The organism is Pseudomonas sp. SD17-1 (assembly GCF_029201585.1).
Lineage (GTDB): Bacteria > Pseudomonadota > Gammaproteobacteria > Pseudomonadales > Pseudomonadaceae > Aquipseudomonas > Aquipseudomonas palmensis.
The window spans coordinates 3,123,823-3,138,418 of the sequence record NZ_CP104044.1 but is presented as its reverse complement, the minus strand read 5'-3'; the positions used below and the strand labels follow the sequence as shown (position 1 = coordinate 3,138,418).

General features: G+C 63.1%; 11 protein-coding genes. 7 read left to right on the top strand and 4 right to left on the bottom strand.

All coding sequences use genetic code 11. From position 1 onward, the window contains the following. Positions 1-6 precede the first annotated feature (6 nt). From N0B28_RS14270 to N0B28_RS14260, 3 genes are read left to right on the top strand one after another with little or no spacing between them, the layout of a single operon-like run. Complete coding sequence (locus tag N0B28_RS14270; RefSeq protein WP_213605698.1) at positions 7-1,164, top strand: efflux RND transporter periplasmic adaptor subunit; 1,158 nt, start codon at positions 7-9, stop codon at positions 1,162-1,164. Beyond that, positions 1,161-4,337 carry a multidrug efflux RND transporter permease subunit gene (locus N0B28_RS14265; protein WP_275726946.1) on the top strand — a complete coding sequence of 1,059 codons (3,177 nt, stop codon included), beginning with the start codon at positions 1,161-1,163 and terminating at the stop codon, positions 4,335-4,337. Before N0B28_RS14270 ends, N0B28_RS14265 begins: the two co-directional genes overlap by 4 nt. Further along, positions 4,334-5,788: a TolC family protein gene (locus tag N0B28_RS14260; protein WP_275726944.1), complete on the top strand. Its 1,455-nt coding sequence runs from the start codon at positions 4,334-4,336 to the stop codon at positions 5,786-5,788. Before N0B28_RS14265 ends, N0B28_RS14260 begins: the two co-directional genes overlap by 4 nt. A gap of 65 nt (positions 5,789-5,853) precedes the next feature. Here N0B28_RS14260 and N0B28_RS14255 read toward each other — a convergent pair whose 3' ends face one another. The 4 genes from N0B28_RS14255 to cynR all read right to left on the bottom strand — a co-directional run bounded on the left by N0B28_RS14255 (position 5,854) and on the right by cynR (position 11,614). After that, positions 5,854-8,289: a membrane-bound PQQ-dependent dehydrogenase, glucose/quinate/shikimate family gene (locus N0B28_RS14255; RefSeq protein ID WP_196932442.1), complete on the bottom strand. Its 2,436-nt coding sequence runs from the start codon at positions 8,287-8,289 to the stop codon at positions 5,854-5,856. Between the two features lie 705 nt (positions 8,290-8,994). After that, the gene (locus N0B28_RS14250; RefSeq protein WP_078480310.1) at positions 8,995-9,363 is read right to left on the bottom strand and encodes a hypothetical protein; all 369 of its coding nucleotides are present in this window, start codon (positions 9,361-9,363) and stop codon (positions 8,995-8,997) included. 210 nt (positions 9,364-9,573) lie between these two features. After that, entirely contained in the window at positions 9,574-10,578 is a 1,005-nt protein-coding gene (locus tag N0B28_RS14245) for a sensor domain-containing diguanylate cyclase (protein ID WP_275726939.1), read from the bottom strand. 136 nt (positions 10,579-10,714) lie between these two features. Further along, the gene (gene cynR / locus N0B28_RS14240) at positions 10,715-11,614 is read right to left on the bottom strand and encodes a transcriptional regulator CynR (RefSeq protein ID WP_043861412.1); all 900 of its coding nucleotides are present in this window, start codon (positions 11,612-11,614) and stop codon (positions 10,715-10,717) included. A gap of 111 nt (positions 11,615-11,725) precedes the next feature. Here cynR and N0B28_RS14235 point away from each other — a divergent pair, with 111 nt between their 5' ends. The 4 genes from N0B28_RS14235 to N0B28_RS14220 all read left to right on the top strand — a co-directional run bounded on the left by N0B28_RS14235 (position 11,726) and on the right by N0B28_RS14220 (position 14,469). Further along, on the top strand, positions 11,726-12,367 hold the full coding sequence (locus N0B28_RS14235; protein ID WP_054914637.1) for a carbonic anhydrase: 642 nt from the start codon (positions 11,726-11,728) through the stop codon (positions 12,365-12,367). 29 nt (positions 12,368-12,396) lie between these two features. After that, positions 12,397-12,867, top strand: a complete 471-nt coding sequence (gene cynS, locus N0B28_RS14230; RefSeq protein ID WP_043861410.1) for a cyanase — start codon at positions 12,397-12,399, stop codon at positions 12,865-12,867. A gap of 77 nt (positions 12,868-12,944) precedes the next feature. Beyond that, on the top strand, positions 12,945-13,184 hold the full coding sequence (locus N0B28_RS14225; RefSeq protein WP_078480313.1) for a DUF2790 domain-containing protein: 240 nt from the start codon (positions 12,945-12,947) through the stop codon (positions 13,182-13,184). Between the two features lie 61 nt (positions 13,185-13,245). Continuing rightward, entirely contained in the window at positions 13,246-14,469 is a 1,224-nt protein-coding gene (locus N0B28_RS14220) for an amidohydrolase family protein (protein WP_275726891.1), read from the top strand. The last annotated feature ends 127 nt before the right edge of the window (positions 14,470-14,596 follow it).

The following is a 14,596-nucleotide window of genomic DNA, read 5'->3' as shown; positions in this document are numbered from 1 at the left end:
CATGTGATGAACGTCAAACGCGTAACCCTTTTCACTGCGGCGCTAAGCGTCGCGCTCACCAGCGTCGGGTGCAAGGAGACGGCACCCGCGACTGAACCCGCCAAGCCTCCCAGTGTTCCGGTAGCCGAGGTGATCGTGCGCCCGGTAACGCCCCATGCCGAATTCACCGGGTCGCTGACCGCGATCAAGCGGGTCGAACTGCGCCCGCGGGTGGCCGGCTATATTCAGGCGGTGAGCGTGCCCGAGGGCCGCATGGTAGAGAAGGGCAGCCAGCTCTTTGTCATCGATCCGCGGCCCTTCCAGGCCGCGCTCGACGCCGCCACCGCACGCCTGCAGGAGGCCCGGGCGGCGTGGCTGCTGGCCCAGGCAGACCATGCCCGAGCCCGGCAACTGTATGCGCAAAAGGTCGTTGCGCGGGACCGGCTCGACAGCGCGATTGCGGCGCTCGATGCGGGCCAGGCCCAGGTCGATGCCGCAAAGGCCGCGCTGGACGCTGCAAAGCTCGACCTGAGCTTCACACGGGTCACTGCACCGATCAGTGGGCGTGTAGGGCAAACCCTGGTCACCGAAGGCAACTACGTCACCAATGGGGTGACGCCACTGACCACCATCGTCTCTGTCGACCCCCTGCATGTGTACTTCGATGTGGACGAGCGCACGTACCTGCGCTCGCTCGCGTCAAGCCGCCCTGGCGCGGGCGCGCAGGCGGCGAAGGTGAGCGTGGCGCTGGCCACCGACAAGCAGTACGCGCGGCCCGGCCGCGTCGATTTTCTGGCCAACGCCGCCGATCGCAACACCGGCACGCTGCGTGTTCGCGCGGTGGTCGACAACCCCGACGGGCAGCTGACGCCCGGTTTGTTTGCCAAGGTGAAGCTTGAGACCGGCATGCCACAGGCCAGGGTGCTGATCTCGGACCAATCGATTTCGACCGACCAGGGCAGCCGCTACGTACTGGTAGTGGGCAAGGACGACAAGACCCAGTACCGCCCGGTCGAACTCGGCCCGATGGTGGAGGGCTTGCGCGTGATCGAAAAAGGCCTGCAGCCCGGCGAGCGCATCGTGGTCAAGGGCCTGGTGCGCCCAGACATGCAGGTTACGCCGCAGCCCACCTCGATCGAGGGTTCGCCCGTCAAGGCGCAGCAAACCCTGGGGGCGGCGCAATGACATTCCCGCGCTTCTTCATCGATCGTCCCATTTTTGCCATCGTCCTCTCGATACTGATGATGATTGCCGGCATCGTCGCCTTCTTCCAGCTACCGCTGAGCGAGTACCCGGCGGTCACGCCGCCGACCGTGCAGGTGACGGCGTCCTATCCGGGGGCCAACCCCCAGGTAATCGCACAAACCGTGGCCGCGCCACTGGAGCAGGCGATTACCGGGGTCGAGGGCATGCTGTACATGGCGTCGCAGTCTGCCACCGATGGCCGGATGGTACTGACCATCACTTTCGCCCAGGGCACCAATGCCGATATTGCGCAGATCCAGGTGCAGAACCGCGTTTCGCGGGTTCTGCCGCGCCTGCCGGCAGAGGTGCAGCACCAGGGCGTGGTCACCCAGAAGACCTCGCCGGACATGCTGATGGTGGTTCACCTGCTGTCTCCCGACAAACGCTACGACCCGCTCTACATGTCGAACTACGCCTACCTTCAGGTGCGCGATGAACTGTCGCGCCTGCCCGGCATCAGCGATGTGCTGGTGTGGGGCGCCGGGGAGTACAGCATGCGGCTGTGGCTCGACCCGGACCTGATCGCCGCGCGCGGGCTCACCGCAGGCGAGGTGATCGAAGCGGTGCGCGAGCAGAACGTGCAGGTGGCAGCGGGGTCGGTCGGCCAGGCGCCCAACGCCACCGCCGCGTTCCAGGTAACCGTGAACACCCTGGGGCGGCTGACCGATGAACAGCAGTTTGGCGACATCATCATTCGCACCGGCGACGACGGTCAGGTCACGCGCCTGCGCGATGTGGCCCGTATCGAGATGGGCGCCGACTCTTACGCACTACGCAGCCTGCTCGATGGCGAACCGGCAGTTGCGCTGCAGATCATCCAGAGCCCGGGCGCCAATGCCCTGGACGTTGCCAAGGCGGTGCGCGAAACCATGCAGCGGCTGGAGGCGAACTTCCCGGCGGGGCTCACCTCGCGCATTGCCTATGACCCCACGGTGTTCGTGCAGGCCTCGCTGGAGTCGGTGGCCATCACCTTGCTGGAGGCGATCATGCTGGTGGTGATCGTGGTGGTGCTGTTTCTGCACAACTGGCGTGCGTCGCTCATCCCGCTGATGGCGGTGCCGGTGTCGCTGGTGGGCACCTTTGCGGTCATGCACCTGATGGGCTTTTCGCTCAACACCCTGTCGTTGTTCGGCCTGGTGCTGTCGATCGGGATCGTGGTGGACGATGCCATCGTGGTGGTGGAGAACGTCGAGCGTCATATCGAGAACGGCGAGGCGCCGGCCCAGGCCGCCAGGCTTGCCATGGACGAGGTGACCGGGCCCATCATCGCGATCACCTCGGTGCTGGCTGCGGTGTTCATCCCCACGGCGTTCCTCAGCGGCCTGCAGGGCGAGTTCTATCGCCAGTTCGCGCTCACCATTGCCATCTCGACGATTCTGTCGGCGGTCAATTCGCTGACCCTCAGCCCCGCACTCGCCGGGTTGCTGCTGCAGCCACGCCAGCACGGCATTACGCCCGACCCCCGCAGCCTGCGCGGGCGTGCCCGGCGGTTGCTCGGCACCCTTGGCCGGCCGTTCCAGCGTGCACCGCAGGCCTATGGCAACACGGTGCGCAAGGTGGCCCGGCTCAGCGGCCTGGTGCTTGTGGTGTACGTCGGCCTGCTGGGGTTGACCGCGTTCGGCTTCAATGCCGTGCCACCGGGCTTTGTGCCGATGCAGGACAAGTATTACCTGGTGGCTATCGCCCAGTTGCCCAACGCGTCGTCGCTGGACCGCACCGAAGCGGTGGCCAGGCAGATGTCGCAATTGGCCCTGGCCGAGCCGGGCGTCGAAAGCGTGGTGGCGTTCCCGGGGCTTTCGATCAACGGTTTCGTCAACGTGCCCAACGCCGCGGTGATGTTCATCATGCTCGACCCGTTCAAGGAGCGTGCCTCGCCGGACCTGGCTGCAACCGCCATCGCCGGGCGTCTGCAGGCCAGGTTCGCGGGTATTCCCGATGGTTTTCTTGGGGTGTTCCCGCCACCCCCGGTGCCCGGCCTGGGTGCCACCGGCGGCTTCAAGATGCAAGTCGAGGACCGCAGCGGCGCGGGGCTGGAGGCCCTGGTGCAGCACACCCGCATCCTGATGATGAAGGCCACCGAGTCGGGGCAGTTGGCCGGGCTGATGACCAGCCTCGATATCAATGCACCGCAGCTCGACGTGGTCATCGACCGGGCCCAGGTCAAGAGCCAGGGCGTGCGCCTGACCGATGTGTTCGAGGCACTGCAGGTGTACCTGGGTTCGCTGTACGTCAACGACTTCAACCGCTTTGGCCGCACCTACAAGGTCACGGCGCAGGCCGACACGGACCACCGCATGCAGGCCGAAGCCATCGGCCGCCTGCAGGTGCGCAATGCGGCCGGGGCCATGCTGCCGTTGTCGGCGTTTGTCAGCGTTACGCCAAGCTCCGGCCCGGACCGGGTGATTCACTACAACGGCTACCCCTCGGCGGACATTTCGGGGGGCGCAATGCCGGGCGTGAGTTCAGGGCAGGCGGTTGCGCTGATGGAGCGTCTGGCCGGGGCCATGCTGCCTGAAGGCATGACCTTCGAATGGACGGACCTGACCTACCAGCAGAAGCTGGCCGGCGATTCGGCGCTGTTCATCTTCCCGCTGTGCGTGTTGCTGGCCTACCTGATTCTGGCGGCGCAGTACAACAGCTGGCTGCTGCCCCTGGCGGTGCTGCTGATTGTGCCGATGTGCCTGTTGAGCGCGATCATCGGGGTGTGGCTGATGGAGGGCGACAACAACGTGTTCGTGCAGATCGGGCTGATCGTGCTGGTGGGCCTGGCCGCCAAGAACGCGATCCTCATCGTCGAGTTCGCCCGCACCCTGGAAGCGCGGGGGGCGAGTGCGCTGGAGGCGGTTGTCCAGGCCTGCCGGTTGCGCCTGCGCCCGATCGTGATGACGTCCCTGGCCTTCGTCGCTGGCGTCGTGCCGCTGGTGCTTGCCAGCGGCGCAGGTGCCGAGATGCGCCAGGCCATGGGGGTGGCGGTGTTTGCCGGCATGCTCGGGGTGACGCTGTTCGGGTTGTTCCTGACCCCGGTTTTCTATGTGGTGATCCGTGGCCTGGCGGCCCGCTTCGAGCGGCACACGCCCACAGCCCAGCCTGCCCTGGAGGAGCGCCGTTCATGAGCCTTTGCTATCGAGCTGTTCTGGCGCCCCTGGCCACCCTCATGCTGCTGGCCGGGTGTGCTGCAGTGGGCCCCGACTACGTTGCGCCGTCGCTGCCGGCAGCGCAGCTTCCCGCACGTTTCGATGAGCTGCCTGCCGGGCTTGGCCCCGGTAGCGTCGAGGCTCGGTGGTGGGGTGCCTTTGACGAGCCCGCATTGACCGGGCTGGTGCAGCGGGCGCTTGCCGCCAACCATGACATCGCGATTGCTGCCGTGCGGCTCGAAGAAGCCAGGGCGATGTTGCGCGAAAGCCGCCAGGGTTTCCTTCCGCGTGGCGGCCCTGCGCTCAGCTACGAGAACCGCCGCTGGAGCGAAGTGCAGACACCGGCTGGCCAGTCGCGGCAGAACGAAACCTATCGGGGGGCGGTCGATGCGTCCTGGGAAATCGACCTGTTCGGCCGCGTGCGCCGCTCGGTGGAGGCCGCACGCGCCCAGGCCGGTTCGCGCGAGGCGTTGCTGCGCGGGGTGCAGGCGAGTGTGGCGGCCGAGATGGCGGCCACCTGGTTCGAGCTGCGGGGCATCGAGGCCGAGTTGGCGGTTGCCGCCGATACCCGCCAAAGCCAGCGCGACAGCCTGAGCATGGTCGAACGCCAGGTGAACGCCGGGGCGGCCACCGAGTTCGACCGGCTGCGGGCCGAAGCCCTGTTGCGCTCGGTCGAGGTGAGCGTGCCCGAGCTGGAGCGTCGGCGTGATGCCTCGGTCAACGCCCTGGCGATCCTGCTGGGCGAGCCGCCGCAGCGGTTCACACCACCGGCCGCCGAGCCTGGGGATCAGGCGCTGGCCCTGCGCACGATCGCCGTCGGTGAGCCCACGGCGTTACTCTGGAGACGCTCCGACATTGCCGCCGCAGAACGCGCCCTTGCGGCCGCCACGGCGCAAATCGGGGTCGAGACGGCGGGCCTCTATCCCGAGGTGCAGGTGCAGGGCTCCATCGGTGTGGTCACCGGAAGCCTCGACGGGATGAGTGGCGCGGGCGCGCTGTCGAGCTTTATCGGCCCGATGATTCGCTGGTCGCTGCTGGACACCGGGCGTGTGCGTGCCCGCATTGCCGCCAGCGAGGCACGCGCCAGGGAGGCGTTGATCGTGTACGACCAGACGGTATTGCGCGCGTTGCAGGAAACCGATGATGCCTTCAAGGCCCACGGGGCTGCGAGCAATACCCTGAGGCTGCGATTGCTCGAATCGGCGGCCAACGGCGAGGCGGCGCGGCTTGCCCGGGCGCGGTTCTCGGAGGGCGAGGGCGTCTACCTGGATGTGCTTGAGGCCGAGCGCGCCGATTACGCCAGCCGACGCGCCCTGACCGCTGCACGTACCCGACAACGCCTGGCGGTTGTGGGCATCTACAAGGCGCTGGGTGGTGGCTGGGAAGTCTGCGCGCAGGCCCGGCAGCCGTGCGACGGCGCCTCTCTCTAGCCTTCCATCAGACAAAAATAATCCCCGAAACCGGGGATTATTTTCATACGGCTTCCGCCAGCTTCTTACTGCTGTTCAGTAGCGTCGGGCAACGCATAGGCAATGATGTAGTCGCCCACATCAGGTGAATGGCTCATGCCGCCCGCCGAGATCACCACATACTGCTTGCCGGTCGCCGGCGACTGGTAGATCAGCGGTGCTGCCACTGCACCTACCGGCAGGCGGGCTTTCCACACCTCCTTGCCGGTGGCCGAGTCCAGGGCCCGCAGGTAGTAGTCCTGGGTGCCGGCAAAGAACACCAGCCCCGAGGCGGTCGAGGTAGGGCCGCCCAGCGTCGGCATGCCCAGCGGGATCGGCAGGTGGGTCTTGAGGCCCAGGGGGCCGGTGTCCTGCACGGTGCCCAGCGGTACCTGCCACACCAGTTTCTGGGTGTTCAGGTCGATGGCGCTCATGCTGCCGAACGGCGGGGTGTTGCACGGCACGCCCAGGGGGGATTGCAGGATGTCGATTTTTACCCCGCCATAGATGCCCGCCACTTGTGGGCGAATCGTACCCATGAAGCCCGGCACCTCATCGGTGGAAACCTTGAACTTGCTGGTGTTTTCCTTGGTGACCAGCGCCATGCGCAGCGGTACGCGCATGTCGTTGACGAACATCATGCCGGTGTTTTCGTCGATGGAGATGCCACCCCAGTTCATGCCACCCAGCAGGCCCGGCCATTCGATGTAGGGCTTTTCGGTCGGCGGGGTGAAGGGGCCCACATACACCGAGTCCTTGAACATGATGCGGCAGTACAGCTGGTCGAAGGTGCTCACGCCCCACATGGACTTCTCGGTCAGGGGCTCGGCACCAATCACCGGCATGCCCACCGAGTGCGGTTGGGTCGGTGCCAGGTGTTCGCCTTCGGCGGCGGGGGATGTGGGTACGGGCAGCTCCTGAACTTCAGTCACCGGCTGGCCGGTGCGGCGGTCCAGCACGAAGATGTTGCCGGTCTTGGTGGTCTGGATCAGCACCGGGGTCTTTTCGCCCTGGGCGTTCTTGATGTCGTACAGCACCGGTTGCGACGGCAGGTCGTAGTCCCACACGTCGTGGTGCACGGTCTGGTACACCCATTTGGCCTTGCCGGTCGAGGCATCGACGGCCACCACGGCCGAGCCGTACTTTTCCTTGGCCTGGTTGCGGTCGCCACCCCAGTAGTCGGGTGGGCCGTTGCCGGTGGGCAGGTACACCAGGTTCAGTGCCTTGTCGTAGGTGGGCACGGTCCACACGTTGGGGGTTTCCAGGGTGAACTGGTGGTCGCTGGCGGTTGCGTCCTGGCCTTCAGGCGCACCGATGTCCCAGGCCCACACCAGCGCACCGGTCACCACGTCGAAGGCACGCACGGCGCCCGACGGCTCCTTGGCGACGATGTCGCGCACCCAGCCGCCGACCACGGTGAGGTGGCCCATTACCACGGGCAGGGAGGTGGGGTGGTAGCGCTTGCTGTTCTCGGTGGGACCCATGCCTTTTTTCAGGTCGACATAACCGTTGTCGCCAAAGCTCGGGCACAGGGTGCCGGTGTGTGCGTCCAGGGCAAACAGGCGGGCGTCGACCGACGACACCAGGATGCGCTGGCGGCACTGCTGCTCGCCATACGAGGCCTTGACCTCGGCGCTCAGGCTGTCGTCCTTGTCGATGTCGTGGTAGCCCACGCCGCGGCACGTCACGTGCTCGGCGCTGCGCGCGTGCGGGTCGAACTTCCAGATCGGCTTGCCCGTGTCGGCGTCGAGGGCGGTGATCAGGTTTTCTGGCGTGCATGAATACAGCACGTTGCCGATCTGCAGCGGGGTGTTCTCGTCCACGCCGGCACCGGCGCCCGTGGTTCTGCGGCCGGTGCGGTAGATCCAGGCCACTTGCAGGTCCTTGACGTTCGCCGGGGTGATCTGGCTGAACGGCGCAAAGCGCGTGCCCGAGGCGTTGCGGCCGAAGAACTCCCAGTTTTCCGGCGCGGCGGGGGCTTCGGTTGGCGCAGGCTTGGCCGTGGAGGCGAGCGGGGTGGAGATTGCACCGTGCGGGTAGAACGCCGCCACGAAGGTCGCGATCAGCCCCGCGAACACCGCAAAGCCGAAGCGGTTGGCCAGGCGTCGGGTGCTTGCCGAGGTGCCGGGCAAGGCTGCGCCGACCCACAGGCTGAGGGTCAGGATGATTGCCGGTACCACCAGGCGTGGCAGCAGCTCCCAGTAGCTGAACTGGCCGACTTCGTAGAATGCCCACACACAGGTTGCCAGGGCGATGGCTACCGAAAGGGCGATGCTGGCGCTTTTGCGCAGGAACATCAGCGCTGCCAGCAGCAGGTATGCAACGCCTGCGATCAGGTAGTACGGCGAGCCATCGAGTGCTACCAGTTTGAAGCCGCCGTAGATCATCGCCAGCGATACGAGCAGCACCAGCAGGGCAAACAGCACCCTTGCGGTGGTGCCGAGTGCAAACTTCCGAGTTTGCGGTTGATGGTCATCCGTCATTTTTTTCATACGTTCCGTTAGTCAATGGAAAGTGCACGCAGGCTCTGCGCAGGGGTCAAGGCATTCAGTCGGCAGCGGTAAAGATCGAACCCGTGGGGTGTGGCGATCAGCGCGCAAGGGCGTGCGCGATCATTCGATACGGGGGGCGCCGAAGGCTCTGGGAAAGGGTGTTGGCGTTGGGATGGCCTTTGCGGAGTCGGCGCGGTAGGGCTGCCTGAAAACGGTGGCCAGTTTAGGCGGGCGAGGCGGGGCGGATAAATGCTCAAGGTCGAAAAGCATTGTTGGGGAAACAGTAACAATGGGGACGGTCGGTAGGCCGCGTGTGCGGCCCGTGGAACGAAAGGGAGGCAGCTGTACGCGGGTTAGCAGACCAGGGATCAAGGACCCCGGCGCGCATGAATGCGCCCCGCGTACAGTCGCCATAACACCCGACGACAAAGGGTGACGGCCGTAAGCAGGATGGTAGACCGGGACTCCAGGAACCCAGCGCGCACGAATGCGCCCTGCGTACAGCCGTCATAAAACGAAACAGCGGGTGCAAAAAGGTGTCAGCTGAGACGGATGGACGCTTGCACGTCCTAAGGTGCTCGGGCTAGCAAACCCGAAAGGATGCAGCTATAGCTCGGTAGCCCACCTTTGCAACAGGCCGCCACAACCCAAAGCAGGCATATTAGCTTCTGGATCAGTAGGTAGCCCCCGCCAGTCCTAAAATCGAGACGGCGGTTCATTTCCAGCTTTGATCTGTGAAAAGACATGGTCTGGATCTGCCTGGCACCAATATCTGAACAGAAGGCGAGGTTCGGTATCCCCAAAATACTGACTCAGGAGGCTCTCGGCGGGGATTAACAATTTAGTTTCTGGCCATTGCTGAGCTAAAACACCTATGTGTTTGCCAGACGAACAAATAATCCACGTCGCCTTGCCTCCACTGATGTCAGGCAGGTAACCCATACCTTGGATCGCTTCGAACAAAGCGCGCAGTGTTACTGCAGGATCAAGCCTGATTGATGTCCTGTGACTTTCCAGATCATCCCCTGCATGCACGCTATCCCGATCAATTTGAATGACCAACATGAATGTTCCTTTTTAGCGTTGTGAGATTACTAGAATGCCAGCGTAGGAATGCCAGCTATCTGTCTACAGTCCGCTTATGGCCAATTGCTGCCGTTAACCACCGGCAGCCTTGGGTCCGTTAGCGACGGCCGAGACCGTGTTTGCCCAGTAATCTCGAATCGCACTCGCCGCTGCGTTTTCTCCAGCATCACCGTGGCTGTTGATGACCCTCTATGAAGGACGGGCAGTTGTTTGTTCTTCTGCACCTTCAACTGCTGAACAGCCCGACAACCCCTCCAACTGCACATACTCAATGCGGTGCCGTCCGTTGTTTTTAGCCGCATAGAGCTGCTGGTCCACGGCTTTGATGAAGTCTGTAGGCCTGTCCCGCTCGCCTGGTACCACCGAACCCGCGCCTATGCTGACCGTCAGGCGGTGGTCATGTGGCGATAGCGCATGCACGATGGACTGCTTGTGGATCAACCGCTGGCAGCGCTCAGCCACTTTACGCGCCACCTCGGCATCGGCTTCGGGCAGCAGCACGATAAATTCTTCGCCGCCATAGCGAGCCACAAGGTCGCGTGGGCCATCCAACGCCAAACTCAGGGTCTGGGCAATCGCTATCAAACATTTGTCGCCTTGAATATGGCCGTACAAGTCGTTGTACTGCTTGAAAAAATCGACGTCCAACAACAGCAGCGACAATGGCCGGCGCTCGCGGCGCGCACGTTCCCACTCCAACTCGAAACAGCTGTCGAAGCGACGACGGTTGGCGATATTCGTCAGGCCGTCCTTGAACGAGAGCACCTCCAGTTCCTTCTGCAAACTCAGCAACTGGTCCTCGGTCTTCTTGCGTTCGCTGATGTCGAACATGAAGCCGATCAGTGCTTCGACTTCGCCCCTGTCATTGCGCACCACGTGCACAACGTCGCGGATCCACACATAGCCGTTGTCCTTGGTCAGCGCTCGGTAGTCCGCCTCATGGTCCACGCCAGCCTTGGATTGCGTCACGCAGAAGTTCACCACATGCTCGCGATCTTCTGCATGCATGCGCATGGCCCAGTCTTCCACGCTCACCCAGCTTTCAGGGCTCCAGCCCAGCAACGCCTCGATCTGAGGGCCGATGTAGGTGAATTTCATCGAGGCCCAGTCAATCTTCCAGGGAATCGCCTTGGTCGACTCCAGAAGGGTTCTGTACACCTCACTGTCATTGACAAGCTCGCTTGCATCGGACATACACGATAGCCCTCGGAACCCTATGGATAAGCCACTTTAGCAGCCCTGGCAGGGCAAGTACTGAGTACCGAGCCATGGGTCGGTACATGGCGACATGGAAGAGGTTGCGGGCACGCTGAAAGCCCTTCGTATTCTGCTACTCATCTGTCTTGGTCGTCAGATCACCCGCCACTTCCTTGGCCAGCGCCATAAACGCCCGGGCAGCCGCGGATTGATAGACATTCTTGCGCTGCATCAAGACCGCTGTACGCTCTAGCCGATGCGGCCCCAACTCGACAGACACCAACTCTGGGTGCTCCTGCGCTATGGCGGCGGGCAGCAAGGTCGACAGCGTGGTTCTGCGCACCACCTCAATCAACGCACCAATTACATTGGCCTCCATCACCACGCGCGGGCGAATGCCGTGCTGGTTGCAATAGCGGTCGATCTGTTCGCGGGTGGCGAACGCTTTGCTGAGCAGAATCAGCGACTGCGCATTCAGCGTCTCCAGGCCGACAGCCCGCGCCCCGGCCAGCGGATGTCGGCTACCAACGACCAGGGCAAGCGTTTCAACCAGCAGCGGATAGGCTTCGATGTCTGGCGCATGCACCTCATCAAACGCAATCCCCACATCCAGTTCGTCCCTCAGCAGCAGGTTCTCCATCTGCTCCTGGGCCAGTTCATGCACGTTCAGCGTGATGTTCGGGTAACGGCTGTGAAAGGCTTCCACCAACGGACCGACCAGGTAGGTCGTGAACGTTGGCGTCACCGCTATGCGCAGCGTTCCTCGACTGAGATCGCCCACATCATGGATCGCCCGCTTGCCTTCGCGCAGCTCCTGCGCCGCCCGCAATGCATAACGCAGGTACACCTGCCCGGCATCGGTCAGGCGTGTTTTGCGCCCTGAGCGATCGAACAACTGCGCCCCGAGGCTTTCCTCCAGCTGGCGCACTTGCTGCGACAGCGCGGGCTGCGAAACATGCAGTGCCGCCGCGGCACTGGTAAAGCCCTGATGTTCGGCGACCGCAAGAAAATACTGAATATGGCGCGCCAGCATGCCTGTACCTATAAGTTTATCTGATGCAGATAATCATATATGAGACTTTTACCTTATTGCACGGCCTCCGTAACCTTTGCCTCATCGCATCGCGAACCAACGGAGTCAACCATGCAAGACATCATCGACGGTTTCCTTAAATTCCAGCGCAATGCCTTTCCTGAACGTGCCGGCCTGTTCAAAGACCTGGCCAACCAGCAGAGCCCGCGGGCGCTGTTCATCTCTTGCTCCGATAGCCGGCTGGTGCCGGAGCTGGTCACACAGCGTGAGCCGGGCGACCTGTTCGTCATCCGCAATGCGGGCAACATCGTGCCGTCCTACGGCCCTGAGCCAGGCGGTGTGTCCGCCTCGGTGGAGTACGCGGTCGCAGCCTTGAAAGTCAGCGACATCGTGATCTGCGGGCATTCCGACTGCGGCGCCATGACCGCCATCGCCACCTGCAAATGCCTGGACAACATGCCCGCCGTGGCCGGCTGGTTGCGCTACGCCGATTCCGGTCGGGTGGTCAACGAGGCCCGCCAGCATGTCGACCAGCATGCCAAGGTCGCCTCGATGGTGCGCGAAAACGTCATCGCGCAGTTGGCCAATATCCAGACACACCCCTCGGTACGCCTCGCGCTGGAAGAAAAGCGCGTGACGTTGCATGGCTGGGTCTACGACATCGAAAGCGGCTGCATCCAGGCCTTCGACAGCCGCACCGGCAAGTTCGTGTCGCTGGCCGAAAGCCCTACCGCTTGCGTTGCTACCCACTAACCCTCGTTTCTACCCACGGAGATATCCCCATGATCCAATCACAAATCAGCCAAGACACTCGCCTTGCCCTGACCGACGTCATCCTGTTGGCCAAGGCCCGCAAAGACCTGTCGTTCGCTCAGATTGCCGAAGGCACCGGCCTGCACGAAGCTTTTGTCACCGCCGCCTTGCTTGGTCAGCACCCGCTGCCGGCCAACGCAGCCCAGGTGGTTGCCGACACCCTGGGCCTCGACGCCGATGCCGTGCTTCTGCTGCAAAGCATCCCGCTGCGCGGCAGCATCGGCAACGGCATTCCTACCGACCCAACCATCTACCGCTTCTACGAAATGATTCAGGTCTACGGCACCACGCTCAAGGCGCTGGTTCACGAGAAGTTCGGCGACGGCATCATCAGCGCCATCAACTTCAAACTGGACGTCAAGAAGGTCGATGACCCAGACGGCGGCTCCCGCGCGGTGATCACCCTGGATGGCAAGTACCTGCCGACCAAACCGTTCTGATCACCCCACCCAGGGGCCCGGCGCTGCATGGCTGCCGGGCTCCATGTTCTTGAAAATGTGGAGGAGGGCCTCTGAACATGAACGCGTTACCTGTACTGATAGCGAGTTTTTTCTGTTCTGCGGCGATGGCCGACGAACCGATACCGGTTGAGCAATACAGCTATGCCCAGCACCTGGACATCGCCCGCGTCATTTCCATCAGCGAAGTCGCGCACGTCTGCGCCGTGGTACCTGTGCTCATGACGTATGAAGACTCCAAGGGCCAGAAACACATTCTTGAATACCGAGTGATGGGTAACGGCTGTTCCAACGGTTGAGCTGCCCATGGTTCGTTTTTTACCGATGCGCCTTGGGGCAGCATCATAGAGGGCCAACGTCATGGATCTGATCTTTCGCAATGTGCGCATCTACGATACAAAACCGCTGATGGACGTAGCGGTGCACCACGGCAAGATTGTCGAGATCGCGCCGACAATTTCAGTGCAGGCCGTGCAGGAAATCCAGGGCCACGGCCACGTGCTGATCCCGGGCTTTGTCGAAGGGCACCTGCACCTGGAAAAAGCCAACATCATGCACCGCAAGGCCAATCGCTCCGGCACGTTGAAGGAGGCGATAGCGGTTACCGCCGAGCTCAAACCCACGTTGACTCGCGACGACATTCTCGCGCGCTCCACTCAAGCACTACGTGCGTTGGTGCAGTCCGGCACTACCCACGTACGCGCCCACGCCGAATTCGACCCGGTGCAAGGCTTCACCGGCTTTGATGTGGTGCTGGAACTGCGCGACAAGCTGCGCGACGCCATCGACATCCAGGTGGTGGCCTTCCCGCAGGAGGGAATACTGAAACTGCCGGGCATGCAGGCAATGATGGTTGAGGCCATGGAGAAGGGCGCAGATGTAGTGGGCGGCATTCCCTACAACGACGACTCGGCCCATGACCACATCGACTATGTATTCAACCTGGCCAGGCGCTACGGCAAGGACATCGACTTCCATCAGGACTTCGCCGACAACGCCGAGCACATGACCATTGAGTACCTGGCGCGCAAGACCATCGAGCAAGGCTATCAAGGGCGCGTATGCGTCGGTCACCTGACCAGCCTGGGTGCCGTGGCACCGCACAAACAGCGGGAGATCATTGCCTTGATTCGCGAGGCCGGCATCAGCGTCATGTGCCTGCCCGCCACCGACTTGCACCTCGGTGCGCGCGGCGACAGCCATGACGTGCGCCGTACCCTGACGCCGGTGCGGGCCCTGCGTGATGGCGGCGTGAATGTGTGCCTTGCCACCAACAATATTCGCAACGCATTCACCCCGTTTGGCACCGGCGACTTGCTCAACATCGCGCAATTGGCGATTCCGGCCTGTCACCTGGGCGGGGCGGATGACCAGGCCACGGTACTGTCGATGCTCACTACCCATCCGGCGAAAGCGCTGGGGTTGAAGGATTATGGGTTGGTGCCGGGTGCGCCTGCTGACGTGGTGTTGCTGGAGACGCATTCGGTGGGTGACGTGATTCTCGACCTGCCCACACGGTTGATGGTGCTAAAGCGCGGGAAGATCGTGGCGACGTCGGCCTGTCAGCGTTCGGTGGCTTTCTGATCCAGTTCGATGCAAGCGACTGGTCGTGGGGAGCTGTTACTTCGCTCGCCCACCACCCGGCTCACCCCGCACGAACTCCCTGGCCGTTCAACATGAAGATACTGGTGAGCACAGGGTCCGTCCAAGC